Annotated in this window: 24 protein-coding genes; 22 read left to right on the top strand and 2 right to left on the bottom strand. The window is 50.8% G+C overall.

Features of this window, described 5'->3' with window-relative positions; genetic code table 11:
* The first annotated feature begins 308 nt into the window (after nt 1–308).
* Nucleotides 309–362, top strand: a complete 54-nt coding sequence (locus RTW80_RS18715; RefSeq protein ID WP_010723271.1) for a hypothetical protein — start codon at nt 309–311, stop codon at nt 360–362.
* Here RTW80_RS18715 and queG read toward each other — a convergent pair.
* The gene (gene queG / locus RTW80_RS18720) at nt 345–1,484 is read right to left on the bottom strand and encodes a tRNA epoxyqueuosine(34) reductase QueG (protein ID WP_001294219.1); all 1,140 of its coding nucleotides are present in this window, start codon (nt 1,482–1,484) and stop codon (nt 345–347) included. The genes RTW80_RS18715 and queG overlap by 18 nt on opposite strands.
* Here queG and nnr point away from each other — a divergent pair.
* From nnr to rlmB, 14 genes are all read left to right on the top strand, one after another.
* Nucleotides 1,483–3,030: a bifunctional ADP-dependent NAD(P)H-hydrate dehydratase/NAD(P)H-hydrate epimerase gene (nnr, locus tag RTW80_RS18725; protein WP_001295189.1), complete on the top strand. Its 1,548-nt coding sequence runs from the start codon at nt 1,483–1,485 to the stop codon at nt 3,028–3,030. The genes queG and nnr overlap by 2 nt on opposite strands.
* On the top strand, nt 3,002–3,463 hold the full coding sequence (gene tsaE / locus RTW80_RS18730; protein ID WP_000981977.1) for a tRNA (adenosine(37)-N6)-threonylcarbamoyltransferase complex ATPase subunit type 1 TsaE: 462 nt from the start codon (nt 3,002–3,004) through the stop codon (nt 3,461–3,463). The genes nnr and tsaE overlap by 29 nt, the downstream gene beginning before the upstream one ends.
* 18 nt (nt 3,464–3,481) lie before the next feature.
* A complete protein-coding gene (amiB, locus tag RTW80_RS18735; protein ID WP_000990333.1) occupies nt 3,482–4,819 on the top strand; it encodes an N-acetylmuramoyl-L-alanine amidase AmiB in 1,338 nt (445 codons plus the stop codon).
* A 9-nt stretch (nt 4,820–4,828) separates the two neighbouring features.
* A complete protein-coding gene (gene mutL, locus RTW80_RS18740) occupies nt 4,829–6,676 on the top strand; it encodes a DNA mismatch repair endonuclease MutL (RefSeq protein ID WP_001122505.1) in 1,848 nt (615 codons plus the stop codon).
* Nucleotides 6,669–7,619, top strand: coding sequence for a tRNA (adenosine(37)-N6)-dimethylallyltransferase MiaA (gene miaA, locus RTW80_RS18745; RefSeq protein WP_001280345.1), 951 nt, complete (start codon nt 6,669–6,671; stop codon nt 7,617–7,619). The genes mutL and miaA overlap by 8 nt, the downstream gene beginning before the upstream one ends.
* A gap of 85 nt (nt 7,620–7,704) precedes the next feature.
* Complete coding sequence (gene hfq / locus RTW80_RS18750) at nt 7,705–8,013, top strand: RNA chaperone Hfq (protein WP_001051883.1); 309 nt, start codon at nt 7,705–7,707, stop codon at nt 8,011–8,013.
* Between the two features lie 75 nt (nt 8,014–8,088).
* Nucleotides 8,089–9,369 (top strand): ribosome rescue GTPase HflX, encoded by a 1,281-nt coding sequence (gene hflX / locus RTW80_RS18755; RefSeq protein ID WP_000460360.1) that lies wholly within the window; start codon nt 8,089–8,091, stop codon nt 9,367–9,369.
* An 85-nt stretch (nt 9,370–9,454) separates the two neighbouring features.
* Nucleotides 9,455–10,714, top strand: a complete 1,260-nt coding sequence (gene hflK / locus RTW80_RS18760; RefSeq protein WP_000312488.1) for an FtsH protease activity modulator HflK — start codon at nt 9,455–9,457, stop codon at nt 10,712–10,714.
* Nucleotides 10,715–10,716: 2 nt separating this feature from the next.
* Nucleotides 10,717–11,721 carry a protease modulator HflC gene (gene hflC / locus RTW80_RS18765; protein WP_001232412.1) on the top strand — a complete coding sequence of 335 codons (1,005 nt, stop codon included), beginning with the start codon at nt 10,717–10,719 and terminating at the stop codon, nt 11,719–11,721.
* An 81-nt stretch (nt 11,722–11,802) separates the two neighbouring features.
* Entirely contained in the window at nt 11,803–12,000 is a 198-nt protein-coding gene (locus RTW80_RS18770; RefSeq protein ID WP_001089295.1) for a DUF2065 domain-containing protein, read from the top strand.
* 103 nt (nt 12,001–12,103) lie between these two features.
* On the top strand, nt 12,104–13,402 hold the full coding sequence (gene purA, locus RTW80_RS18775) for an adenylosuccinate synthase (RefSeq protein ID WP_000527955.1): 1,299 nt from the start codon (nt 12,104–12,106) through the stop codon (nt 13,400–13,402).
* A 204-nt stretch (nt 13,403–13,606) separates the two neighbouring features.
* On the top strand, nt 13,607–14,032 hold the full coding sequence (gene nsrR, locus RTW80_RS18780; RefSeq protein ID WP_001177644.1) for a nitric oxide-sensing transcriptional repressor NsrR: 426 nt from the start codon (nt 13,607–13,609) through the stop codon (nt 14,030–14,032).
* Nucleotides 14,033–14,070: 38 nt separating this feature from the next.
* Nucleotides 14,071–16,512, top strand: a complete 2,442-nt coding sequence (gene rnr, locus RTW80_RS18785) for a ribonuclease R (RefSeq protein WP_000076332.1) — start codon at nt 14,071–14,073, stop codon at nt 16,510–16,512.
* Nucleotides 16,513–16,691: 179 nt separating this feature from the next.
* Nucleotides 16,692–17,423, top strand: a complete 732-nt coding sequence (gene rlmB, locus RTW80_RS18790) for a 23S rRNA (guanosine(2251)-2'-O)-methyltransferase RlmB (RefSeq protein WP_001293282.1) — start codon at nt 16,692–16,694, stop codon at nt 17,421–17,423.
* A gap of 76 nt (nt 17,424–17,499) precedes the next feature.
* On the opposite strand, the gene RTW80_RS18795 is transcribed toward rlmB, so the two are convergent.
* Nucleotides 17,500–18,279: an IclR family transcriptional regulator gene (locus tag RTW80_RS18795; protein ID WP_000400401.1), complete on the bottom strand. Its 780-nt coding sequence runs from the start codon at nt 18,277–18,279 to the stop codon at nt 17,500–17,502.
* A gap of 328 nt (nt 18,280–18,607) precedes the next feature.
* Between RTW80_RS18795 and RTW80_RS18800 the strand changes: the two genes are divergently transcribed.
* From RTW80_RS18800 to RTW80_RS18830, 7 genes are all read left to right on the top strand, one after another.
* Nucleotides 18,608–19,501, top strand: a complete 894-nt coding sequence (locus tag RTW80_RS18800) for a dihydrodipicolinate synthase family protein (protein WP_000842398.1) — start codon at nt 18,608–18,610, stop codon at nt 19,499–19,501.
* Nucleotides 19,502–19,551: 50 nt separating this feature from the next.
* A complete protein-coding gene (locus RTW80_RS18805; RefSeq protein WP_001284213.1) occupies nt 19,552–20,853 on the top strand; it encodes an MFS transporter in 1,302 nt (433 codons plus the stop codon).
* 33 nt (nt 20,854–20,886) lie between these two features.
* On the top strand, nt 20,887–22,482 hold the full coding sequence (locus RTW80_RS18810) for a UxaA family hydrolase (protein ID WP_024186871.1): 1,596 nt from the start codon (nt 20,887–20,889) through the stop codon (nt 22,480–22,482).
* A gap of 189 nt (nt 22,483–22,671) precedes the next feature.
* Nucleotides 22,672–23,073 (top strand): YjfI family protein, encoded by a 402-nt coding sequence (locus tag RTW80_RS18815; protein WP_000220137.1) that lies wholly within the window; start codon nt 22,672–22,674, stop codon nt 23,071–23,073.
* Nucleotides 23,074–23,091: 18 nt separating this feature from the next.
* Entirely contained in the window at nt 23,092–23,790 is a 699-nt protein-coding gene (locus RTW80_RS18820; RefSeq protein WP_312719830.1) for a PspA/IM30 family protein, read from the top strand.
* Nucleotides 23,791–23,840: 50 nt separating this feature from the next.
* Nucleotides 23,841–24,500, top strand: coding sequence for a YjfK family protein (locus RTW80_RS18825; protein WP_000012578.1), 660 nt, complete (start codon nt 23,841–23,843; stop codon nt 24,498–24,500).
* A 17-nt stretch (nt 24,501–24,517) separates the two neighbouring features.
* Nucleotides 24,518–24,934: a DUF350 domain-containing protein gene (locus RTW80_RS18830; RefSeq protein ID WP_021517737.1), complete on the top strand. Its 417-nt coding sequence runs from the start codon at nt 24,518–24,520 to the stop codon at nt 24,932–24,934.
* Nucleotides 24,935–24,982: the final 48 nt, after the last annotated feature.

Genomic DNA, 24,982 nt, shown 5'->3' on the forward strand with positions numbered 1-24,982 from the left:
CGGGAATAGCTCAGTTGGTAGAGCACGACCTTGCCAAGGTCGGGGTCGCGAGTTCGAGTCTCGTTTCCCGCTCCAAATTCTTCTCTCAATAAAATATCCACAGCGATGCGATGCGTTATTGCTGGTTTTCGTTGTCTCTGACAAACTCTTGTAAACAGAGTTATCCACAGCCTCAGGCTGTAATCTTAATTTCAAAGAAACTTCGCACGGTGAATAGTATTTTTTTAACTTATTGATAGATAAGTTAAAAATTAAGATTCCGTTTTGTCGAGTCGATCACTTGACGATTTTATTCGTCTTGAATTGCAATGCGTTTTTATTTTTATTCACAAGCTGTGGATGAATCAGGCGTCACGCGGTAACCCTTTTTCAATCACCCGAACCAGACGCTGTTTTTTCGGCAATTGCACTTCGACTATGCACGCATTTCGTCTCTCTATTTGCTGCGCAATCGCCCACGCTATGTGCTCATCGAGAAGTGGGTGCTCACCTTTACGACTTTCCAGCGCTGTCAAAATCGTTTCATCCCAAGGGGCATTGCCTAATGCTACGGCGATATTACGCAGCCAACGCAGGTGACCAATACGACGAATCGCCGATCCTTCCGTGACTTTTAAAAACTTCTCTTCGCTCCAGGCGAATAACTCAATGAGTTCCGGTGCGTGTAGCGGCTTACGCGGGCTGAAATCCTCTTCTGTGGTGAGTTGTGAATAGCGATTCCACGGGCAGATAAGCTGGCAGTCATCGCAACCGTAAATACGGTTTCCCATTAACGGTCGCAACTCTTCCGGGATCGCCCCTTCAAGTTCGATGGTGAGATAAGAGATACAGCGGCGAGCATCGACGGTATATGGCTCGACGATGGCACCGGTCGGGCAAATCGTCATACAGGCCACGCATTTGCCGCATCCTTCCTCGACTGGTTGATCCACGGGCAGCGGAATATCGACCAGCAATTCGCCTAAAAAGAAGAACGAACCGGCCTCGCGATTGAGGATAAGTGAGTGCTTACCTGTCCAGCCGAGCCCAGCTTTTTCAGCTAACGGGCGCTCGAGAATAGGCGCAGAATCGACAAACGGTCTAAAATTCAGCGAAACACAATGTTGCTGAATCATCTCGCCCAGCTTTTTGAGTCGGTTGCGCAGAAGTTTGTGATAGTCACGGCCCAGCGCATAACGGCTAACATAGCCGAGTTTGGGGTTTTTCAGCGTGCTGGCAAATGCGGCGTTAGCAGGAAGGTAATTCATCCGCACGCTGATCACGCGCAGCGTACCGGGCAATAACTCATGAGGGCGAGCGCGCAGCATACCGTGACGTGCCATCCAGTCCATTTCGCCGTGGTATTGTTTGTCCAGCCATGCTTGCAGTTTGGGCTCGGACTCGCTGAGATCGGTATCGGTAATACCTACCTGCTGAAAGCCCAGTTCCAGCCCCCACTGTTTAATTTTTTGCGCTAACTGATTGAGATCGAGGGGCTCTGACATGACGGACCATACAATGAAGAAAAACCCCGTAAGTATACCACACACCGTCTGGTACGCCGACGATATCCGCCGCGGAGAACGCGAGGCGGCAGATGTGCTGGGGCTCACACTCTATGAGCTGATGCTTCGCGCTGGCGAGGCCGCATTCCAGGTGTGTCGTTCGGCGTATCCTGACGCCCGCCACTGGCTGGTGCTGTGCGGTCATGGTAATAACGGCGGCGATGGCTACGTGGTCGCGCGACTGGCCAAAGCGGTCGGCATTGAGGTCACGTTGTTGGCCCAGGAGAGCGACAAACCGTTGCCGGAAGAGGCCGCGCTGGCACGCGAAGCATGGTTAAACGCGGGTGGCGAGATCCATGCTTCGAATATTGTCTGGCCCGAATCGGTAGATCTGATTGTTGATGCGCTGCTCGGTACCGGTTTGCGGCAAGCGCCCCGCGAATCCATTAGCCAGTTAATCGACCACGCTAATTCCCATCCTGCGCCGATTGTGGCGGTTGATATCCCTTCCGGCCTGCTGGCTGAAACTGGCGCTACGCCAGGCGCGGTGATCAACGCCGATCACACCATCACTTTTATTGCGCTGAAACCAGGCTTGCTCACTGGAAAAGCGCGGGATGTTACCGGACAACTGCATTTTGACTCACTGGGGCTGGATAGTTGGCTGGCAGGTCAGGAGACGAAAATTCAGCGGTTTTCAGCAGAACAACTTTCTCACTGGCTAAAACCGCGTCGCCCGACTTCGCATAAAGGCGATCACGGGCGGCTGGTAATTATCGGTGGCGATCACGGCACGGCGGGGGCTATTCGTATGACGGGGGAAGCGGCGCTGCGTGCTGGTGCTGGTTTAGTCCGAGTACTGACCCGCAGTGAAAACATTGCGCCGCTGCTGACTGCACGACCGGAATTGATGGTGCATGAACTGACGATGGACTCTCTTACCGAAAGCCTGGAATGGGCCGATGTGGTGGTGATTGGTCCCGGTCTGGGCCAGCAAGAGTGGGGGAAAAAAGCACTGCAAAAAGTTGAGAATTTTCGCAAACCGATGTTGTGGGATGCCGATGCATTGAACCTGCTGGCAATCAATCCCGATAAGCGTCACAATCGCGTGATCACGCCGCATCCTGGCGAGGCCGCACGGTTGTTAGGCTGTTCCGTCGCTGAAATTGAAAGTGACCGCTTACATTGCGCCAAACGTCTGGTACAACGTTATGGCGGCGTAGCGGTGCTGAAAGGTGCCGGAACCGTGGTCGCCGCCCATCCTGACGCTTTAGGCATTATTGATGCCGGAAATGCAGGCATGGCGAGCGGCGGCATGGGCGATGTGCTCTCTGGTATTATTGGCGCATTGCTTGGGCAAAAACTGTCGCCGTATGATGCAGCCTGTGCAGGCTGTGTCGCGCACGGTGCGGCAGCTGACGTACTGGCGGCGCGTTTTGGAACGCGCGGGATGCTGGCAACCGATCTCTTTTCCACGCTACAGCGTATTGTTAACCCGGAAGTGACTGATAAAAACCATGATGAATCGAGTAATTCCGCTCCCTGATGAGCAGGCAACATTAGACCTGGGCGAGCGGGTAGCGAAAGCCTGCGATGGCGCAACCGTAATCTATCTGTATGGCGATTTAGGCGCAGGTAAAACCACCTTTAGCCGGGGCTTTTTACAGGCTCTGGGTCATCAGGGTAATGTCAAAAGCCCCACTTATACGCTGGTCGAACCCTATACGCTCGACAACTTAATGGTCTATCACTTTGATTTGTACCGCCTTGCCGATCCCGAGGAGCTGGAGTTTATGGGGATCCGCGATTATTTTGCCAACGATGCCATCTGCCTGGTGGAGTGGCCACAACAAGGTACAGGTGTTCTTCCTGACCCGGATGTCGAAATACACATTGATTATCAGGCACAAGGCCGTGAGGCGCGCGTGAGTGCGGTTTCCTCTGCGGGTGAATTGTTGCTGGCGCGTTTAGCCGGTTAACCTTTGAAAGGTGGCGGGATGATGTATCGCATCAGAAATTGGTTGGTAGCGACGCTGCTGCTGCTGTGCACGCCGGTGGGTGCCGCGACGCTCTCTGATATTCAGGTTTCTAACGGTAATCAACAGGCGCGGATAACGTTGAGTTTTATTGGCGATCCTGATTATGCGTTTAGCCATCAAAGCAAACGCACCGTGGCGCTCGATATCAAACAAACGGGCGTGATTCAGGGACTGCCGTTGTTGTTCAGCGGCAATAATCTGGTGAAGGCGATTCGCTCTGGAACGCCTAAAGATGCACAAACGCTACGGCTGGTGGTCGATCTTACCGAAAACGGTAAAACCGAAGCGGTGAAGCGGCAGAATGGCAGCAATTACACTGTCGTCTTTACGATTAACGCCGATGTGCCGCCACCGCCTCCTCCGCCGCCCGTGGTTGCGAAACGCGTTGAAACGCCTGCGGTTGTCGCACCGCGCGTCAGCGAACCGGCGCGCAATCCGTTTAAAACGGAAAGTAACCGCACTACGGGTGTTATCAGCAGTAATACGGTAACGCGTCCGGCAGCGCGCGCGACGGCTAACACTGGCGATAAAATTATCATCGCTATTGATGCCGGACACGGCGGTCAGGACCCTGGCGCTATCGGCCCCGGTGGTACGCGGGAGAAAAATGTCACCATCGCCATCGCGCGTAAATTGCGTACTTTGCTCAATGACGATCCGATGTTTAAAGGCGTTTTAACCCGTGACGGGGATTACTTTATCTCGGTGATGGGGCGCAGTGATGTGGCACGTAAGCAAAACGCCAATTTCCTCGTGTCGATTCACGCTGATGCCGCACCGAACCGCAGTGCGACTGGCGCTTCCGTATGGGTGCTCTCTAACCGTCGCGCCAACAGTGAAATGGCCAGCTGGCTGGAGCAGCACGAGAAACAGTCGGAGCTGCTGGGTGGGGCGGGTGATGTGCTGGCGAACAGTCAGTCTGACCCCTATTTAAGCCAGGCGGTGCTGGATTTACAGTTCGGTCATTCCCAGCGGGTAGGGTATGATGTAGCGACCAGTATGATCAGTCAGTTGCAACGCATTGGCGAAATACATAAACGTCGACCAGAACACGCCAGCCTTGGCGTTCTGCGCTCGCCGGATATCCCATCAGTACTGGTCGAAACCGGTTTTATCAGCAACAACAGCGAAGAACGTTTGCTGGCGAGCGACGATTACCAACAACAGCTGGCAGAAGCCATTTACAAAGGCCTGCGCAATTACTTCCTTGCGCATCCGATGCAATCTGCGCCGCAGGGTGCAACGGCACAAACTGCCAGTACGGTGACGACGCCAGATCGCACGCTGCCAAACTAAGGACGATTGATGCCAATTCAGGTCTTACCGCCACAACTGGCGAACCAGATTGCCGCAGGTGAGGTGGTCGAGCGACCTGCGTCGGTAGTCAAAGAACTAGTGGAAAACAGCCTCGATGCAGGTGCGACGCGTATCGATATTGATATCGAACGCGGTGGGGCGAAACTTATCCGCATTCGTGATAACGGCTGCGGTATCAAAAAAGATGAGCTGGCGCTGGCGCTGGCTCGTCATGCCACCAGTAAAATCGCCTCTCTGGACGATCTCGAAGCCATTATCAGCCTGGGCTTTCGCGGTGAGGCGCTGGCGAGTATCAGTTCGGTTTCCCGCCTGACGCTCACTTCACGCACCGCAGAACAGCAGGAAGCCTGGCAGGCCTATGCCGAAGGGCGCGATATGAACGTGACGGTAAAACCGGCGGCGCATCCTGTGGGGACGACGCTGGAGGTGCTGGATCTGTTCTACAACACCCCGGCGCGGCGCAAATTCCTGCGCACCGAGAAAACCGAATTTAACCACATTGATGAGATCATCCGCCGCATTGCGCTGGCGCGTTTCGACGTCACGATCAACCTGTCGCATAACGGTAAAATTGTGCGTCAGTACCGCGCAGTGCCGGAAGGCGGGCAAAAAGAACGGCGCTTAGGCGCGATTTGCGGCACCGCTTTTCTTGAACAAGCGCTGGCGATTGAATGGCAACACGGCGATCTCACGCTACGCGGCTGGGTGGCCGATCCAAATCACACCACGCCCGCACTGGCAGAAATTCAGTATTGCTACGTGAACGGTCGCATGATGCGCGATCGCCTGATCAATCACGCGATCCGCCAGGCCTGCGAAGACAAACTGGGGGCCGATCAGCAACCGGCATTTGTGCTGTATCTGGAGATCGATCCGCATCAGGTGGACGTCAACGTGCACCCCGCCAAACACGAAGTGCGTTTCCATCAGTCGCGTCTGGTGCATGATTTTATCTATCAGGGCGTGCTGAGCGTGCTACAACAGCAACTGGAAACGCCGCTACCGCTGGACGATGAACCCCAACCTGCACCGCGTTCCATTCCGGAAAACCGCGTGGCGGCGGGGCGCAATCACTTTGCAGAACCGGCAGCTCGTGAGCCGGTAGCTCCGCGCTACACTCCTGCGCCAGCATCAGGCAGTCGTCCGGCTGCCCCCTGGCCGAATGCGCAGCCAGGCTACCAGAAACAGCAAGGTGAAGTGTATCGCCAGCTTTTGCAAACGCCCGCGCCGATGCAAAAATTAAAAGCGCCGGAACCGCAGGAACCTGCACTTGCGGCGAACAGTCAGAGTTTTGGTCGGGTACTGACTATCGTCCATTCCGACTGTGCGTTGCTGGAGCGCGACGGCAACATTTCACTTTTATCCTTGCCAGTGGCAGAACGTTGGCTGCGTCAGGCACAATTGACGCCGGGTGAAGCGCCCGTTTGCGCCCAGCCGCTGCTGATTCCGTTGCGGCTAAAAGTTTCTGCCGAAGAAAAATCGGCATTAGAAAAAGCGCAGTCTGCCCTGGCGGAATTGGGTATTGATTTCCAGTCAGATGCACAGCATGTGACCATCAGGGCAGTGCCTTTACCCTTACGCCAACAAAATTTACAAATCTTGATTCCTGAACTGATAGGCTACCTGGCGAAGCAGTCCGTATTCGAACCTGGCAATATTGCGCAGTGGATTGCACGAAATCTGATGAGCGAACATGCGCAGTGGTCAATGGCACAGGCCATAACCCTGCTGGCGGACGTGGAACGGTTATGTCCGCAACTTGTGAAAACGCCGCCGGGTGGTCTGTTACAATCTGTTGATTTACATCCGGCGATAAAAGCCCTGAAAGATGAGTGATATCAGTAAGGCGAGCCTGCCTAAGGCGATTTTTTTGATGGGGCCGACGGCCTCCGGTAAAACGGCGTTAGCCATTGAGCTGCGTAAAATTTTACCAGTAGAGTTGATAAGCGTTGATTCTGCCCTTATTTACAAAGGGATGGATATCGGGACGGCGAAGCCGAACGCTGAAGAGTTACTCGCCGCGCCGCACCGATTGCTGGATATTCGCGATCCGTCGCAGGCTTACTCGGCTGCTGATTTTCGCCGCGATGCGCTGGCGGAAATGGCCGATATCACCGCGGCGGGGCGGATCCCACTGTTAGTGGGCGGTACGATGTTGTATTTCAAGGCATTGCTGGAAGGGTTGTCGCCGCTACCGTCGGCAGACCCGGAAGTACGGGCCAGAATTGAGCAACAGGCGGCAGAGCAAGGTTGGGAGTCATTGCATCGTCAACTTCAGGAGGTAGATCCGGTTGCGGCAGCAAGGATTCATCCAAATGATCCACAAAGGCTTTCCCGGGCACTGGAAGTTTTTTTCATTTCGGGTAAAACTTTAACGGAACTGACGCAAACGTCAGGAGACGCTCTACCGTATCAGGTGCATCAGTTCGCCATCGCCCCGGCGAGCCGTGAACTGCTCCATCAACGCATTGAGCAGCGTTTTCATCAGATGTTGGCTTCAGGTTTTGAAGCAGAAGTCCGGGCGCTTTTTGCCCGAGGAGATTTGCATACGGACTTGCCTTCCATTCGTTGCGTGGGTTATCGCCAGATGTGGTCTTACCTTGAAGGCGAAATCTCATACGATGAAATGGTTTATCGAGGTGTTTGCGCCACGAGACAGTTGGCGAAGCGGCAGATAACCTGGCTGCGTGGTTGGGAAGGGGTTCACTGGCTTGACAGTGAAAAACCAGAACAGGCGCGTGACGAAGTATTACAGGTTGTTGGTGCTATCGCAGGCTGAATGTGTACAATTGAGACGTATCGTGCGCAATTTTTTCAGAATCGAAAGGTTCAAAGTACAAATAAGCATATAAGGAAAAGAGAGAATGGCTAAGGGGCAATCTTTACAAGATCCGTTCCTGAACGCACTGCGTCGGGAACGTGTTCCAGTTTCTATTTATTTGGTGAATGGTATTAAGCTGCAAGGGCAAATCGAGTCTTTTGATCAGTTCGTGATCCTGTTGAAAAACACGGTCAGCCAGATGGTTTACAAGCACGCGATTTCTACTGTTGTCCCGTCTCGCCCGGTTTCTCATCACAGTAACAACGCCGGTGGCGGTACCAGCAGTAACTACCATCATGGTAGCAGCGCGCAGAATACTTCCGCGCAACAGGACAGCGAAGAAACCGAATAAGGTTTCGGGCTGTTTTTTTACACGGGGAGCCAGCGATCCTGCGTTCCCCGCTGATCTATTTAGAGGGTTATACGCTTGTTTGACCGTTATGATGCTGGTGAGCAGGCGGTACTGGTACACATCTATTTTACGCAAGACAAAGATATGGAAGACCTCCAGGAGTTTGAATCTCTGGTCTCTTCCGCCGGTGTCGAAGCATTGCAGGTGATTACCGGTAGCCGTAAAGCGCCGCACCCAAAGTATTTTGTAGGTGAAGGTAAAGCAGTTGAAATTGCGGAAGCTGTCAAAGCGACGGGTGCTTCGGTCGTTCTTTTTGACCATGCCCTGAGCCCGGCGCAAGAGCGTAACCTGGAGCGTTTGTGCGAGTGTCGTGTTATCGACCGCACCGGCCTTATTTTAGATATTTTCGCCCAACGTGCGCGTACCCATGAGGGTAAGTTGCAGGTTGAGCTGGCGCAGCTGCGCCATCTGGCTACGCGCCTGGTGCGTGGCTGGACCCACCTTGAAAGACAGAAAGGCGGGATAGGTTTGCGTGGTCCGGGTGAAACCCAGCTCGAAACCGACCGTCGTTTGTTGCGTAATCGCATCGTGCAGATACAGTCGCGCCTGGAAAGAGTTGAAAAGCAGCGTGAGCAGGGGCGGCAATCGCGTATCAAAGCCGACGTTCCTACTGTTTCGCTGGTGGGATATACCAACGCCGGTAAATCTACCCTTTTCAATCGCATCACCGAAGCGCGGGTCTACGCGGCAGACCAGTTGTTTGCCACCCTCGACCCGACGTTGCGGCGTATTGACGTTGCAGATGTCGGTGAAACCGTACTTGCAGATACCGTAGGGTTTATTCGCCACCTGCCGCACGATCTGGTGGCGGCATTTAAAGCCACGTTACAAGAGACGCGGCAAGCCACATTACTGCTGCACGTCATTGATGCGGCGGATGTGCGTGTACAAGAAAACATCGAAGCGGTGAATACGGTTCTTGAAGAGATCGACGCTCACGAGATCCCAACCCTGCTGGTGATGAACAAGATCGATATGCTGGAAGATTTCGAACCGCGTATTGATCGGGACGAAGAGAACAAACCGATCCGTGTCTGGCTTTCCGCACAGACCGGAGCGGGGATACCACAGCTTTTTCAGGCTTTGACGGAGCGGCTTTCCGGCGAGGTGGCGCAGCATACATTGCGTCTGCCACCGCAGGAAGGGCGTCTGAGAAGTCGTTTTTATCAGCTTCAGGCAATAGAAAAAGAGTGGATGGAGGAGGACGGCAGCGTAAGTCTGCAAGTTCGTATGCCGATCGTTGACTGGCGTCGCCTCTGTAAACAAGAACCGGCGTTGATCGATTACCTGATCTAACGGCGTAGCGTCTGAAGCGTGGAGTCATATCCTCTGGCGTCGAAAGACAACAGGGATCACCGCATAACAAATATGGAGCACAAACATGGCGTGGAATCAGCCCGGTAATAACGGACAAGACCGCGACCCGTGGGGAAGCAGCAAACCTGGCGGCAACTCTGAGGGAAATGGAAACAAAGGCGGTCGCGATCAAGGGCCACCTGATTTAGATGATATCTTCCGCAAACTGAGCAAAAAGCTCGGTGGTCTGGGCGGCGGTAAAGGCACCGGATCTGGCGGTGGCAGTTCATCGCAAGGCCCGCGCCCGCAGCTTGGCGGTCGTGTCGTTACCATCGCAGCGGCAGCGATTGTCATTATCTGGGCGGCCAGTGGTTTCTATACCATTAAAGAAGCCGAACGCGGCGTGGTAACACGCTTTGGTAAATTCAGCCATCTGGTTGAGCCGGGTCTGAACTGGAAACCGACGTTTATCGACGAAGTCAAACCGGTGAACGTGGAAGCCGTGCGTGAACTGGCCGCTTCTGGTGTGATGCTGACGTCGGACGAGAACGTAGTGCGCGTTGAGATGAACGTGCAGTACCGCGTCACCAATCCGGAAAAATATCTGTATAGCGTGACCAGCCCGGATGACAGCCTGCGTCAGGCTACCGACAGCGCCCTGCGTGGAGTTATCGGTAAATACACCATGGACCGCATTCTGACGGAAGGTCGTACCGTGATTCGTAGCGATACTCAGCGCGAACTGGAAGAGACGATTCGTCCGTATGACATGGGTATCACGCTGCTGGACGTCAACTTCCAGGCTGCTCGTCCGCCGGAAGAAGTAAAAGCGGCGTTTGACGATGCGATTGCCGCGCGTGAAAACGAACAGCAATACATTCGTGAAGCAGAAGCGTATACCAACGAAGTTCAGCCGCGTGCGAACGGTCAGGCGCAACGTATCCTCGAAGAGGCGCGTGCGTACAAGGCCCAGACCATCCTGGAAGCTCAGGGTGAAGTGGCGCGCTTTGCTAAACTTCTGCCGGAATATAAAGCCGCGCCGGAAATTACTCGCGAGCGTCTGTATATCGAGACGATGGAAAAAGTGTTGGGTAACACCCGCAAAGTGCTGGTTAACGATAAAGGTGGCAACCTGATGGTTCTGCCGTTAGACCAGATGCTGAAAGGTGGTAACGCCCCTGCGGCGAAGAGCGATAACGGTGCCAGCAATCTGCTGCGTCTGCCGCCAGCCTCTTCCTCCACAACCAGTGGAGCAAGCAACACGTCGTCCACCAGTCAGGGCGATATTATGGACCAACGCCGCGCCAACGCGCAGCGTAACGACTACCAGCGTCAGGGGGAATAACGATGCGTAAGTCAGTTATCGCGATTATCATCATCGTGCTGGTAGTGCTTTACATGTCTGTCTTTGTCGTCAAAGAAGGTGAGCGCGGTATTACGCTGCGTTTTGGTAAGGTACTGCGTGACGATGACAACAAACCTCTGGTTTATGAGCCGGGTCTGCATTTCAAGATACCGTTCATTGAAACGGTGAAAATGCTCGACGCACGTATTCAGACCATGGACAACCAGGCCGACCGCTTTGTGACCAAAGAGAAGAAAGACCTGATCGTCGACTCTTACATCAAATGGCGCATCAGCGATTTCAGCCGTTACTACCTGGCAACGGGTGGTGGCGACATTTCGCAAGCGGAAGTGCTGTTGAAACGTAAGTTCTCTGACCGTCTGCGTTCTGAAATTGGTCGCCTGGACGTGAAAGATATCGTCACCGATTCCCGTGGTCGTCTGACCCTCGAAGTACGTGACGCGCTGAACTCCGGTTCTGCGGGTACAGAAGATGAAGTTACTACCCCGGCGGCAGATAACGCCATTGCCGAAGCGGCAGAGCGCGTAACGGCTGAGACGAAGGGCAAAGTTCCGGTCATCAACCCGAACAGTATGGCGGCGCTGGGTATTGAAGTTGTCGATGTGCGTATCAAGCAGATCAACCTGCCGACCGAAGTGTCTGAAGCGATCTACAACCGTATGCGCGCCGAGCGTGAAGCGGTAGCGCGTCGTCACCGTTCACAAGGTCAGGAAGAAGCGGAAAAACTGCGCGCGACTGCCGACTATGAAGTGACCAGAACGCTGGCAGAAGCTGAGCGTCAGGGCCGCATCATGCGTGGTGAAGGCGATGCCGAAGCAGCCAAACTGTTTGCTGATGCATTCAGTAAAGATCCGGACTTCTACGCATTCATCCGTAGCCTGCGTGCTTATGAGAACAGCTTCTCTGGCAATCAGGACGTGATGGTCATGAGCCCGGATAGCGATTTCTTCCGCTACATGAAGACGCCGACTTCCGCAACGCGTTAATATAACGACTGCGGTACAGGTCAATAAAGCCACCGCATCCTCAGGGATGTCGGTGGTTTTCTTTTTCTATAAGGATAATGAATGAATTCGACAATCTGGCTGGCGCTTGCCCTGGTTTTGGTACTGGAAGGTTTAGGGCCGATGCTTTACCCGAAGGCATGGAAGAAGATGATCTCTGCGATGACCAATTTGCCCGATAATATTTTACGTCGTTTTGGCGGTGGACTTGTGGTTGCGGGCGTTGTGGTCTACTACATGTTGAGGAAAACGATTGGCTGAACAAAAAACAGACTGATCGAGGTCATTTTTGAGTGCAAAAAGTGCTGTAACTCTGAAAAAGCGATGGTAGAATCCATTTTTAAGCAAACGGTGATTTTGAAAAATGGGTAACAACGTCGTCGTACTGGGCACCCAATGGGGTGACGAAGGTAAAGGTAAGATCGTCGATCTTCTGACTGAACGGGCTAAATATGTTGTACGCTACCAGGGCGGTCACAACGCAGGCCATACTCTCGTAATCAACGGTGAAAAAACCGTTCTCCATCTTATTCCATCAGGTATTCTCCGCGAGAATGTAACCAGCATCATCGGTAACGGTGTTGTGCTGTCTCCGGCCGCGCTGATGAAAGAGATGAAAGAACTGGAAGACCGTGGCATCCCCGTTCGTGAGCGTCTGCTGCTGTCTGAAGCATGTCCGCTGATCCTTGATTATCACGTTGCGCTGGATAACGCGCGTGAGAAAGCGCGTGGCGCGAAAGCGATCGGCACCACCGGTCGTGGTATCGGGCCTGCTTATGAAGATAAAGTAGCACGTCGCGGTCTGCGTGTTGGCGACCTTTTCGACAAAGAAACCTTCGCTGAAAAACTGAAAGAAGTGATGGAATATCACAACTTCCAGTTGGTTAACTACTACAAAGCTGAAGCGGTTGATTACCAGAAAGTTCTGGATGATACGATGGCTGTTGCCGACATCCTGACTTCTATGGTGGTTGACGTTTCTGACCTGCTCGACCAGGCGCGTCAGCGTGGCGATTTCGTCATGTTTGAAGGTGCGCAGGGTACGCTGCTGGATATCGACCACGGTACTTATCCGTACGTAACTTCTTCCAACACCACTGCTGGTGGCGTGGCGACCGGTTCCGGCCTGGGCCCGCGTTATGTTGATTATGTTCTGGGTATCCTCAAAGCTTACTCAACTCGTGTAGGTGCAGGTCCGTTCCCGACCGAACTGTTTGATGAAACTGGCGAGTTCCTCTGCAAGCAGGGTAACGAATTCGGCGCAACTACGGGGCGTCGTCGTCGTACCGGCTGGCTGGACACCGTTGCCGTTCGTCGTGCGGTACAGCTGAACTCCCTGTCTGGCTTCTGCCTGACTAAACTGGACGTTCTGGATGGCCTGAAAGAGGTGAAACTCTGTGTGGCTTACCGTATGCCGGATGGTCGTGAAGTGACGACCACTCCGCTGGCAGCTGACGACTGGAAAGGTGTAGAGCCGATTTACGAAACCATGCCGGGCTGGTCTGAATCCACCTTCGGCGTGAAAGATCGTAGCGGTCTGCCGCAGGCGGCGCTGAACTACATCAAGCGTATTGAAGAGCTGACTGGTGTGCCGATCGATATCATCTCTACCGGTCCGGATCGTACTGAAACCATGATTCTGCGCGATCCGTTCGACGCGTAATTCTGGTACGCCTGGCAGATATTTTGCCTGCCGGGCTAACAGTGTGATACATTGCTGTGTCGGTTAAGCCATTACGCTATCCGACACAGTGTTAAATCCTCGCTTTTTTCCTTCCCCGAACTGAAATAAATTAGCGACACAGCTTGTGGCTGGTTTATCATCAATATAAATGTATTTTTTCCCGATTTCCCTTTTGAGGTTGATGTGCAGTTAACGAGTTTCACTGATTACGGATTACGTGCGCTGATCTACATGGCGTCATTGCCAGAAGGGCGGATGACCAGTATTTCTGAAGTGACTGACGTCTACGGCGTCTCCCGTAATCATATGGTCAAAATAATCAATCAACTTAGTCGTGCCGGCTACGTGACTGCTGTTCGTGGAAAAAATGGCGGCATTCGCCTGGGTAAATCGGCGAGTGCGATACGTATTGGTGATGTGGTGCGCGAGCTGGAGCCCTTATCGCTGGTGAATTGCAGCAGTGAGTTTTGCCACATTACACCTGCCTGTCGGTTGAAACAGGCGCTTTCTAAGGCCGTGCAAAGTTTTCTTACGGAACTGGATAACTACACGCTTGCCGATTTGGTTGAAGAGAATCAACCGCTTTATAAATTATTGCTGGTGGAGTGACGAAAATCTTCATCAGAGATGACAACGGAGGAACCGAGATGTCACAAGATCCTTTCCAGGAACGCGAAGCTGAAAAATACGCGAATCCCATCCCTAGTCGGGAATTTATCCTCGAACATTTAACCAAACGTGAAAAACCGGCCAGCCGTGATGAGCTGGCGGTAGAACTGCACATTGAAGGCGAAGAGCAGCTTGAAGGCCTGCGTCGCCGCCTGCGCGCGATGGAGCGCGATGGTCAACTGGTCTTCACTCGTCGTCAGTGCTATGCGCTGCCGGAACGCCTCGACCTGGTGAAAGGTACCGTTATTGGCCACCGTGATGGCTACGGCTTTCTGCGGGTTGAAGGGCGTAAAGATGATTTGTATCTCTCCAGCGAGCAGATGAAAACCTGCATTCATGGCGATCAGGTGCTGGCTCAGCCGCTGGGCGCTGACCGTAAAGGTCGTCGTGAAGCGCGTATTGTCCGCGTACTGGTGCCAAAAACCAGCCAGATTGTTGGTCGCTACTTTACCGAAGCGGGCGTCGGCTTTGTGGTTCCTGACGATAGCCGTCTGAGCTTCGATATCTTAATCCCGCCCGATCAGATCATGGGCGCGCGGATGGGCTTTGTGGTCGTAGTCGAACTGACTCAGCGTCCGACTCGCCGCACCAAAGCGGTGGGTAAAATCGTCGAAGTCCTTGGCGATAATATGGGCACCGGCATGGCGGTTGATATCGCTCTGCGTACCCATGAAATTCCGTATATCTGGCCGCAGGCTGTTGAGCAACAGGTTGCCGGGCTGAAAGAAGAAGTGCCGGAAGAAGCAAAAGCGGGCCGTGTCGATTTGCGCGATTTACCGCTGGTCACCATTGATGGCGAAGACGCCCGTGACTTTGACGATGCAGTTTACTGCGAGAAAAAACGCGGCGGCGGCTGGCGTTTATGGGTCGCGATTGCCGACGTCAGCTACTATGTGCGTCCGTCAACGCCGCTGGACAGAGAAGCGCGTAACCGTGGCACGTCGGTGTACTTCCCTTCGCAGGTTATCCCGATGCTGCCGGAAGTGCTCTCTAACGGCCTGTGTTCGCTCAACCCGCAGGTAGACCGCCTGTGTATGGTGTGCGAGATGACGGTTTCGTCGAAAGGCCGCCTGACTGGCTACAAATTCTACGAAGCGGTGATGAGCTCTCACGCGCGTCTGACCTACACCAAAGTCTGGCATATTCTGCAGGGCGATCAGGATCTGCGCGAGCAGTACGCCCCACTGGTTAAGCATCTCGAAGAGTTGCATAACCTCTATAAAGTGCTGGATAAAGCCCGTGAAGAACGCGGCGGGATTTCATTTGAGAGCGAAGAAGCGAAGTTCATTTTCAACGCTGAACGCCGTATTGAACGTATCGAACAGACTCAGCGTAACGACGCACACAAGTTGATTGAAGAGTGCATGATTCTGGCGAATATCTCGGCGGCGCGTTTTGTTGAGAAAGCCAAAGAACCGGCACTGTTCCGTATTCACGACAAGCCGAGCACCGAAGCGATTACCTCTTTCCGTTCAGTGCTGGCGGAGCTGGGGCTGGAACTGCCGGGCGGTAATAAGCCGGAACCGCGTGACTACGCGGAGCTGCTGGAGTCGGTTGCCGATCGTCCTGATGCAGAAATGCTGCAAACCATGCTGCTGCGCTCGATGAAACAGGCGATTTACGATCCAGAAAACCGTGGTCACTTTGGCCTGGCATTGCAGTCCTATGCGCACTTTACTTCGCCGATTCGTCGTTATCCAGACCTGACGCTGCACCGCGCCATTAAATATCTGCTGGCGAAAGAGCAGGGGCATCAGGGCAACACCACTGAAACCGGCGGCTACCATTATTCGATGGAAGAGATGCTGCAATTGGGTCAGCACTGTTCGATGGCGGAACGTCGTGCCGACGAAGCAACGCGCGATGTCGCTGACTGGCTGAAGTGTGACTTCATGCTCGACCAGGTAGGTAACGTCTTTAAAGGCGTAATTTCCAGCGTCACTGGCTTTGGCTTCTTCGTCCGTCTGGACGACTTGTTCATTGATGGTCTGGTCCATGTCTCTTCGCTGGACAATGACTACTATCGCTTTGACCAGGTAGGGCAACGGCTGATGGGTGAATCCAGCGGCCAGACTTATCGCCTGGGCGATCGCGTGGAAGTTCGCGTCGAAGCGGTTAATATGGACGAGCGCAAAATCGACTTTAGCCTGATCTCCAGCGAACGCGCACCGCGCAATGTCGGTAAAACGGCGCGCGAGAAAGCGAAAAAAGGCGATGCAGGCAAAAAAGGCGGCAAGCGTCGTCAGGTCGGTAAAAAGGTAAACTTTGAGCCAGACAGCGCCTTCCGCGGTGAGAAAAAAACGAAGCCGAAAGCGGCGAAGAAAGACGCGAGAAAAGCGAAAAAGCCATCGGCGAAAACGCAGAAAATAGCCGCAGCGACCAAAGCGAAGCGTGCGGCGAAGAAAAAAGTGGCAGAGTGATCAATACCCTCTTTAAAAGAAGAGGGTTAGATTGCTGACAAAATGCGCTTTGTTCATGCCGGATGCGGCGTGAACGCCTTATCCGGCCTACATAATCACGCAAATTCAATATATTGCAGAGATCATGTAGGCCGGATAAACGTAGTGCATCAGGCAAAACGTAAACAACGAGTACATTAATGAGCGAAATGATTTACGGCATCCACGCAGTGCAGGCCCTGCTGGAGCGCGCCCCTGAACGTTTTCAGGAAGTCTTTATTTTAAAAGGCCGTGAAGATAAACGTCTGTTACCGCTGATTCACGCCCTTGAGTCCCAGGGCGTGGTTATCCAGTTGGCAAACCGTCAGTATCTCGATGAGAAAAGCGACGGTGCCGTGCATCAGGGCATTATCGCCCGTGTGAAGCCAGGACGTCAGTATCAGGAAAACGATCTGCCGGATTTGATCGCTTCGCTCGATCAACCGTTCCTGCTGATCCTCGACGGTGTAACCGATCCGCACAACCTCGGCGCGTGCCTGCGTAGCGCGGACGCTGCTGGCGTTCACGCGGTGATTGTGCCGAAAGATCGCTCCGCACAGCTCAACGCTACGGCGAAAAAAGTAGCCTGCGGCGCGGCAGAAAGCGTTCCGCTGATTCGGGTGACTAACCTTGCGCGCACCATGCGTATGTTGCAGGAAGAGAATATCTGGATCGTCGGTACGGCAGGCGAGGCGGATCATACACTCTATCAGAGCAAAATGACCGGACGCCTGGCGCTGGTGATGGGTGCGGAAGGTGAAGGTATGCGTCGCCTGACTCGTGAACATTGCGATGAGTTGATCAGCATCCCGATGGCTGGAAGCGTTTCTTCCCTGAACGTTTCGGTTGCGACCGGAATTTGCTTATTTGAAGCGGTGCGCCAGCGCAGCTAGTTCATCGCTATCCATTCAATGGATATTTTGTTAGCCCGATAATTTTTACGTATCGGGCTTCGAATGGAAAATACCCTTAATGGTGGGAATCAATACCGATATTGATATCCTGTAAGGTGTTGAGTTCCTGTTCAATACGCGAACGTGCATTCAGCAGGATACGCGTGACATCGGCAATTTTTTCTTTTGTCGCACGAAATACGGGTATTGAAATGCTGATGGCGGCAAGCGTTTTATTTCGCTGTTTTAAGGCAACAGCATAACATACCGTCTCCTCATTGATTTCCCTGTTATCAAATGCATAGCCATTTACTCTGGCATCCTCAAGTTGTTGGCGCAATTGTTCCAGGGTCGTAACGCTATACGATGTCATGGGAACAAAACCGTCAGGGTAGAGTTGCCGAATTTGTTGATCACTGTATTCACAGATAATGGCTTTTCCCAGCGCAGAATAGATAGCAGGCAGACGAGTCCCAATATGTGAAACCAGTTGTACGGTTTGTGCCGCCTGCACCTTATTGATATATAAAACATCTGCACCGTCCAGGATCCCCATCTGACAAACTTCATTGCACTCTTTGACAATGTTGTTCATCTCTTTGTAAACCATTTTTAACCAGTACGATCTGTCGAGGAAAGCACGGGACAGAATCGAGCAGGAGATCCCCAGATTATAAAGCTGGGTATTAGCGTCATAACTGATGTACCGCTGTTCAACCAGCGTTTTGAGGATGGGAAAAATCGTTCCTTTCAGGATGCCTGTTTTTTCCGAAAGGTGAGTTAATGAAACACCCTGATTCTCCGCTGCCAGTGCTTCCAGTATCTCTAACACCCGGATGGTAGGCTTATGTTCCATAATGACTATTTTCCTTACCATGAGTAATGCACCATTCTAGGGAGAATTATAATTCAAGTAAATTAACCCCCTCGCGTTCCTTGACTGCTGTTGAGCCCATCAGTCCTTTTTTAGCGTGATACTGGTCATAAAACGGATAAAAAAAGAACTGCGATTGTTTTTTATGCAGGTCTCTGACATAATTACTCCAAATATATCAATAGCTTAGCTGTATCACTTCTGTGATTGGCTAAATTTGACTCATTTCTGAGGTTGGGTATACTCATTTTAGTTTGTATTTAAAAACGTTGTTTGTATATATGAACAATAAAACTATGATGAGGTAGGCATGAAAAGTCGTTACATAACCCCCGTTGTCACCATATTTGATGAACAAGGGCGAATCGATCCTGAGCAAAACACTCAGATTTATGATTTTATTAAAAATCACGTGTCCGGGTTTGTTGTGATGGGCAGTACTGGTGAGTTTTTTTCTCTTAATATGGAAAACGCCCGCCAAATGATTAAAACCTGTAGTGAGTTTTCCCGAGGCGATATGAAGGTTTATGCCGGAGCCAGTCGCATGGACGTCAATGAATCAATATCACTGGCCAATTACGCCTGGGAGCAAGGATTGGATGGTGTGATGATCATCAGTCCTTATTATTTCCCTCTGGATGATGAAGCTATTTTTGATTTCTACAGTACGATTGCAAGCCAAACCCCGGCTCATATTTTTATTTATAACTTCCCGGAGAGAACCGGGTACAGCGTATCACCAGAGATTTGTTTACGACTGGCAGATAAATATCCCAATATTATTGGTATGAAAGATACCGTCCCTGATGCTTTCCATACTGCGCAGGTTATCAATACCGTAAAGAAAAATATCCCTCATTTTGAAGTGTATGCAGGATATGACAATAATTTTGCCCACAACATACTATCTGGTGGAGATGGCTGTATTGGTGGTTTATCCAATATTGTCCCTGAATTTTTTGCCTCCTGGATGCAAGCATTCACGAATGACGATTTACTTGCAGTCGCGCAGCATCAGCAGATAGTCGATCAACTAATGGCCGTTTACAGCGTGAATTCTCCTTTTATTCCCACTTTCAAAAAAGCCCTTCAGTTAAAGGGGGTTATTCAATCAGAGCGGTGTTCTTCACCATTTAATATACTTGATGATATTCAATCCCGGAGATTGCAGGAAATTTTATCTGTCACCGATTATTATAAATAATATAAAACCTATAAATAGAATATCTTACCAACAGAACTAAGGATTTATTTATGGCTAATATAACCCAATACGATAATCCGCTGTTGAATTCCGCAATTCAAAAATCGTGGAAACGTTTAGTACCCTTAATGTTCATAATATATTTTGTTGCCTTTATTGATCGGGTAAATGTTGGCTTTGCCAAAGATGCAATGAAACTGGATATTGGATTATCAGAGTCGGCATTCGCTCTCGGTGCAGGAATATTTTTCGCTGCCTATGCACTTTTCGGCATTCCAGCTAACCTGATCCTCAATAAAATCGGCGCACAAAAGTGGTTAAGTATTACAACTGCAATTTGGGGCCTTCTCTCGGCAATGACGGGATTTGTCACCAGTGAAACACAATTTATTATTTTGCGCTTTCTGTTAGGGCTGGGCGAGGCGGGGTTCTATCCCGGAATTTTACTGCTCGCATCCATTTATTTTCCTAACAAGGTTCGCGGGTCGGTCGTGGGAATATTTGTGTTGGGGGTGCCGCTGGCGTTAACGCTCGGTTCGCCAATATCGGGAGCTTTACTTGAACTACATGGCTGGATGGGACGTCCAGGATGGTTCTGGATGTTTGTCATTGAGGGATTGCCGGCATTAGTGCTTGGTATCTTTGCCTGGTTCTACCTTGATGATAATCCGACGAAAGCGCGATTTCTTACCCAGGAAGAAAAAGACGCTTTGAATAAGCAACTGGAATCTGAACGACAGAAAACAGAAACCAGTTCAGTGATTTCAGCATTGAAAAATGCCAAAGTTTGGCATCTGGCATTAATCTACGGCACCATCCAGATATCAGTATATGGTTTAATGTTTTTCCTTCCGTCACAGGTTGCATCGCTGATGGGAGAAAGCCTTGGCTTTAAGCAGTCATTAGTCGCGGCAATACCATGGGCGTGCTCTGCTTTTGGTGTCTATTACATTCCGCGAATTGCTGACCGCAATCCTTCCCGGCGTGTGGCCATTTCGGTTATGTGTATGTTGGCTGCTGCTGTCGGCCTTGCCCTTTCCGCATTTGCGGGGCCTGTTGTGGCGATTGGTGCACTTTGTTTAAGTGCGGTTGGTTTCCTCTCAGTACAGCCAATATTCTGGACTTTCCCTCCACAACTTCTTACTGGTCCGGCACTGGCTGCGGGGATCGGTTTTTGCACCACGATGGGCGCTTTCTGCTCGTTCCTTGCTCCTCTTATCCGTGTTGAGGTTGATCGGGCAATGGATAGCAGCATCGCCGGATTGATGGCGTTGTCTGTAATTACTATCGGCTGCGCATTATTGATTGGATTGCTGCAAAAGAGCCAACAGGCAGCAAAAGCATACAGTTAATAAGATTGAACATCTGACTGGAAGAATATGATTATGCAAAAAATATTACGTATCGACAGTAACGATAATCTCATTGTCGCGTTGAAAGACCTGCACGCTGGAGAATCGTTCTCGTGGGATGACGACAACATAACGTTAGTAACTGATGTTAAGGCTAAACATAAGTTTGCGACGCAAGATATTCCTCTGGATGGCATTGTTTCGATGTACGGTACGCCAGTTGGCAAGGCCACGCGTCCCATCGTTAAGGGAGAAGCGATTACCGTTGATAATATTCGCCACTATGCAGCTCCTGTCACACTGGAGGATGTTGAACCCTACCACTGGCAGGCACCGGATGTCTCTGAATGGAGCACCCGCACTTTTAAAGGTTATGTCCGTGACGATGGCAGAGTGGGTACTGCCAGTTACTGGTTAGTCTTTCCATTGGTATTTTGCGAGAACCGTAATGTCAGTAAGTTAACCAATGCTTTGAATGATGCTTTGGGTTATACCAATAACTCACTGAAAAAGTTTGCTCTTAATCTGACGTCCGGTAGCGATGAACTGATCGAAACCGCGAGAATGTTTCCGCATATTGAAGGTGTTCGCTGTATTACGGTCACCAGTGGTTGTGGTGGTGCAACTTCAGACTGTGAAACTATGTGCGATGTATTAGCTGCTTATGCTGACCATCCGAATGTAATCGGTATGACGGTATTCAGTTTAGGATGTGAAAAAGCGCAGCAGAAAATGTTTAAGGATGCGCTGGCGAGACGTAATCCTGAATTTGATAAACCTGCGCTCTACTTTCTCCAACAGGAGTGGGACAGCGAAGAGCGGATGATGCAGACCGCTTTACAGCAGACTTTCGAGGCAATGAAAGCGGTGAAGCCGACAGAAAGAGTAGAGGTCCCTCTTTCCTGTCTCAAAGTGGGGATGAAGTGTGGTGGTTCCGATGGTTTTTCTGGTATCTCCGGCAACCCTGCAATGGGGCTGGTTTCTGACTGGTTGACAACGCTTGGTGGCGCTTCCGGGTTAGCAGAATTTCCAGAATTATGTGGGGCAGAAGGTGATATGGTTAAGCGTTGTATTAATCTTGAGGATAAAAAAAAGTTCCTCAATCTAATGCAAGGCTACGAAAAGACAGCGAACTTTTTCGATACCACCATTGCGGATAACCCAAGTTTTGGCAACATCGCGGATGGGTTGATTACTGACGCAATAAAATCTACCGGAGCAGCGAAAAAAGGCGGGCGAGCGCCAATTGTGAGTGTATGCGATTACGCTGAACCTATGCCCGATAGTGGATTATCGTTGGTGTGTACTCCGGGCAATGACGTGGACGCGGTAACCGGATTGGTAGCAGCAGGATGTAATGTGGTTATCTTCTCGACGGGTCTTGGTACGCCCACCGGTAACCCGATTGTTCCGGTGTTAAAAATATCCACCAACAGCACGATTGCCAGACGATTGTCTGACATGATTGATTTCGACTGTGGCCCAGTGATTGACGGCACTCCGCTGGAAGATGTGAGTAGAGAATTATTTGAAAAAGTTATTGAAACTGCCAGTAAGGACTACGTCGTGAAGGCAGACAAACTCGAACAGTTTGATTTTATGTTGTGGAAGCGGTCGTTAGACTTGTAGTGACCAATCATTAGCGTCAGTGTATGTAGACTGGCGCATTTTTTATCGTATGCATGCGTTAAATTTTTGGTTCTTCTTAATAGCCATCCAGATTTGGATGGTTTTTTTTTGTCTATAGCTGGTAAGATAATTATGTACTGCAAATATTCATTTTGTTAATATTTAAACTAAATCTATATGGAATAATATATGACATGGAATCCGTTGGCGCTGGCGACGGCGCTGCAAACTGTACCTGAACAAAATATTGATGTGACAAATAGCGAGAGCGCATTAATTATTAAAATGAATGATTATGGCGATTTGCAAATCAATATTCTTTTTACTTCCCGCCAAATGATTATCGAAACCTTTATTTGTCCGGTGAGTAGTATCAGCAATCCAGATGAATTTAATACCTTCTTATTAAGAAATCAGAAGATGATGCCGTTGTCATCGGTAGGGATCTCCAGCGTACAACAGGAAGAGTATTACATTGTTTTCGGGGCGTTATCGCTTAAATCTTCTCTTGAAGATATCCTGCTTGAGATAACCTCGCTGGTAGATAACGCATTGGATCTGGCTGAAATTACAGAAGAATATTCACACTAATTACAAGGACGGGTATTTATGGGAATTTTAAAAAGTTTATTTACGCTGGGGAAATCGTTTATCTCCCAGGCGGAAGAATCCATTGAAGAAACCCAGGGCGTGCGCATGCTGGAACAGCATATCCGTGACGCTAAAGCTGAACTCGATAAAGCCGGAAAATCTCGCGTTGATCTGCTGGCGCGGGTGAAATTAAGTCACGATAAGCTGAAAGATTTACGTGAGCGCAAAGCCAGTCCGGAAGCCCGTGCGCTGGAAGCGTTAAGCAAGAACGTTAATCCGTCGTTGATTAACGAAGTTGCTGAAGAAATCGCGCGCCTTGAGAATCTCATTACCACTGAAGAGCAAGTGTTGTCGAATCTGGAAGTCTCCCGTGATGGCGTGGAAAAAGCAGTTACAGCGACAGCGCAGCGTATCGCTCAGTTTGAGCAGCAAATGGAAATCGTTAAAGCCACTGAAGCCATGCAGCGTGCACAACAGGCTGTAACAACCTCTACCGTTGGCGCATCTTCCAGCGTTTCGACAGCGGCAGAATCCTTAAAACGCCTGCAAACGCGTCAGGCCGAACGTCAGGCTCGCCTGGATGCTGCCGCACAGTTGGAGAAAGTCGCAGACGGTCGCGACCTTGACGAAAAGCTGGCGGAAGCCGGAATTGGCGGTAGCAATAAAAGTAGCGCCCAGGATGTATTAGCAAGACTGCAACGCCAACAGGGCGAGTAATTTTTTTGCCAGCCTCACTGCAAGGCTGGCAACTATTTTAAGGATAAAATATGTCTGGTTTTTTCCAGCGTCTGTTTGGCAAGTATAATAAGCCTGCTATCGCTCGCGGTCCGCTGGGACTTCATCTCAATAGTGGCTTTACGCTCGACACATTAGCGTTTCGTTTGCTGGAAGATGAATTGCTGATTGCGCTGCCGGGTGAGGAATTTACGGTAGCCGCTGTCAGCCACATCGATCTGGGCGGCGGTAGTCAGATTTTCCGCTACTACACTTCAGGCGATGAGTTTCTGCAAATCAATACCACCGGCGGCGAAGATATTGATGACATTGATGATATCAAGCTCTTTGTCTATGAAGAGAGCTACGGTATCAGTAAAGAGAGTCACTGGCGCGAGGCGATCAACGCCAAAACGATGGGGGCAATGACCTTAAACTGGCAGGAAAAACGCTGGCAGCGATTTTTTAACAGCGAAGAACCGGGAAATATCGAACCCGTCTACATGCTGGAAAAAGTAGAAAATCAAAATCATGCTAAATGGGAAGTCCATAATTTTACCATGGGCTACCAGCGGCAAGTGACCGAAGATACTTACGAATATTTGCTGCTAAATGGTGAGGAATCTTTTAACGATCTCGGTGAGCCAGAGTGGTTATTTTCGCGCGCGTTGGGTGTCGATATCCCGCTGACATCACTTCATATTATTGGTTAATTACAAGGACGTTTACAATGCATATACTGGATTCACTTCTTGCCTTTAGTGCCTATTTTTTTATTGGCGTGGCGATGGTGATTATTTTTCTGTTTATCTACTCCAAAATTACACCGCACAACGAATGGCAGTTAATCAAAAACAATAATACCGCGGCGTCACTGGCGTTCAGCGGTACATTGTTGGGTTACGTTATCCCCTTATCCAGTGCGGCAATCAATGCGGTGAGTATTCCAGATTATTTCGCCTGGGGCGGGATTGCACTGGTGATTCAGTTACTCGTTTTTGCTGGTGTCAGACTTTATATGCCCGCATTAAGCGAAAAAATTATTAATCACAATACCGCAGCAGGAATGTTTATGGGAACCGCCGCGCTGGCTGGCGGTATTTTTAACGCAGCTTGTATGGGTGATGCTGCCAACTTACTGATTTAGTGTATGATGGTGTTTTTGAGGTGCTCCAGTGGCTTCTGTTTCTATCAG

It is taken from the genome of Escherichia sp. AM3, assembly GCF_032029835.1.
GTDB classification, from domain to species: domain Bacteria; phylum Pseudomonadota; class Gammaproteobacteria; order Enterobacterales; family Enterobacteriaceae; genus Escherichia; species Escherichia coli.